Annotated in this window: 2 protein-coding genes; one reads left to right on the top strand and one right to left on the bottom strand. The window is 67.8% G+C overall.

Features of this window, described 5'->3' with window-relative positions:
• Positions 1-50: 50 nt before the first annotated feature.
• A complete protein-coding gene (locus tag ACIPIA_RS14570; RefSeq protein WP_400510584.1) occupies positions 51-1,199 on the bottom strand; it encodes an alpha/beta hydrolase in 1,149 nt (382 codons plus the stop codon).
• Between the two features lie 133 nt (positions 1,200-1,332).
• Here ACIPIA_RS14570 and meaB point away from each other — a divergent pair.
• Positions 1,333-2,309, top strand: a 977-nt coding sequence (gene meaB, locus ACIPIA_RS14565; protein WP_400510582.1) for a methylmalonyl Co-A mutase-associated GTPase MeaB, incomplete at its 3' end; no start/stop codon positions are given.

Raw genomic sequence — 2,309 nt, 5'->3', positions numbered from 1 at the left:
GGCACTGCGACCCGGCCACGCCGGCCGGCAGCCGTTGCAGCGAGGTCACATCACCGCCCGCCGGAGAGGATCGTCAACGGCGCGGTCACGACCAGGCCGACGGTCGAACCCACGGTTCCGACCACGCCTCCAGCGACATCGCCGATCCGGTCGCCGAATTGCGGCCCGGCGAAACCAATGCCGCGATCCTGCTGCAGCCTTGCGCCGATGAGCTGCACGACCCGCGGTGAGGACGCGAACTTGCCGTGGTTCAGGCTGTCCCCGGACGATACCTCGGAGATGTCGATGATCCGCACGCCGAGCTTCTCGAGCTGCGCGATCGTCTCCGTGTCCTTTGCGGAGACGGCGCCGAGCCGGGTCTTGTCGCCCGCGAAGCGACGCGAGAAGTCGAGTGCCCGGTCATCAGAGGACACGAAGACCGTGACCGGCCGCCGTATCTGGGCCATCTGCGTCTTGAAGACGTCGAGATCGACATCGGGCGCAGCGAGCATGACGTCGCGCAGCTTGCCGCCGAAGGCGCCGTCGCCGCGGATGGCCGCCTGGCGCAGGGTCTCCAGCGTCAGCAGCGTGCCCATCGAATGGGCGAGGATATCCATGCGCCCGGCTCCGAGATCGCGGGCGATCCCGCGCAGGTTGGCCTCGAGGAAATCCCGCGAATAGAAGGCGCTCTCGCGATCGTAGGGATAGGCGAGCAGTTCGCCGCGCGAGGGCCAGGAGAACAGGACCGGCACGCCCTTGAAGCCGGAATCGTAGACGATCTGGGCAAAGCGGTAGACCGCATCGGCGAAATTCGTGTTGTAGCCATGGACGAAGACCAGCACGTCGCGCTGGTTGGCAGGGCGGCGCATGAGCTCCTTGCGAACGTCCGCAATGACCGGCGCGAGATCGAGGCGCTGGAGATAGGTCGCGGTGAAATACTTGGAAGGGTCGCCCGGCCCCGAGCTCGGCAGTTCGAGGCTGCCGGGCTTGTGGCTGCGCGGCACGGTGATGTCGAGCCGCGCGAAGGAGAGCTTCGGCCCGCGCTCGCCGCTGAAATACACCGGCTGCGCCGAAGGCTCGCGCGTCGTCGCGACGTAGATCTCGACAGTGCCGGCGATGTCGGCTGCGGGAGCCTGGCTCAGCTCCAGCGTGCGCGGTGTCGCGCAGGCCGCAAGCACCAGCGGCAGCAGCAATGCCCAGACAACACCACGAAAACGCATCGCCACGCCGATCATCGCCCAGTCGTCTCACCGGACGCACAAATCTTCAAGATGCGCGCATGACACAGTGATGAAGCAACGGCCGTGCCTCGAACGCCTTGTCGCCCTCGGCGGCGGCTTGCTAACTGACGCCATGGCCGATCGCATTCCCTCTGCCGACTCGCTCGGCGACGCACTCCTCGCCGGCGAGCGCGCCGCGCTGGCCCGCGCGATCACGCTGGCGGAATCGCGCCGCGCCGACCATCGCGAGCAGGCACAGGCGCTGATCCAGCGTCTGCTGCCCCACACGGGCCGCGCGGTCCGCGTCGGGATCACCGGCGTTCCCGGCGTGGGCAAGTCGACAACGATCGACGCGCTTGGCAGCTATCTCGCGGCGAGAGGCCACAAGGTGGCCGTGCTCGCGGTCGATCCCTCGTCCACCCGCACCGGCGGTTCGATCCTCGGCGACAAGACGCGGATGGCCCGGCTCTCCGTCGATCCCAACGCCTATATCCGGCCTTCGCCCTCCTCCGGCACTCTGGGTGGCGTCGCGGCCAAGACCCGCGAGACCATGCTGCTCTGCGAGGCCGCCGGTTTCGACGTCATCCTGGTCGAAACGGTAGGCGTCGGGCAGTCCGAGACCGCCGTCGCCGACCTGACGGATTTCTTCCTGGTGCTGATGCTGCCGAATGCCGGCGACGAGCTGCAGGGCATCAAGAAGGGCATCATCGAGCTCGCAGACATGATCGCCGTGAACAAGGCCGATGGTCCGGGCGCGACCGCGGCCCGCGCGGCTGCAGCCCAGTACAAGGCGGCGCTTCATATCCTGGCGCCGGCATCGACGCTTTGGAGCACCCCGGTCGTGACCATATCGGGCCTGACCGGTGAAGGGCTCGAAGCCCTCTGGAGCAAGATCGAGGATCACCGGGCCCGTTTCGAGGCAAAGGGCCTGATCGCAGAGAAGCGAAGGCGCCAGGACGTCAAATGGATGTGGGCGATGGTGCAGGACCGTCTCCAGGCCAAGCTCCGGCATGATCCCGGCCTGAAGGCCCGCACGCCGGAGCTCGAGGCCGCCGTCTCTTCCGGCACACTGGCCCCGACGCTCGCCGCCGAAGAGATCGCCCGGGCACT

Origin of the sequence: Allobosea sp. CER48, assembly GCF_044752385.1 — a bacterium.
GTDB lineage: Bacteria > Pseudomonadota > Alphaproteobacteria > Rhizobiales > Beijerinckiaceae > Allobosea.
The sequence above is the reverse complement of the archived record's forward strand: the minus strand, read 5'-3'. Positions and strand labels throughout refer to the sequence as shown.

Coding starts and splice junctions, on each gene's coding strand:
- ACIPIA_RS14570 (WP_400510584.1), bottom strand. CDS start 1,199: ATGCGTTTTCGTGGTGTTGTCTGGGCATTGCTGCTGCCGCTGGTGCTT.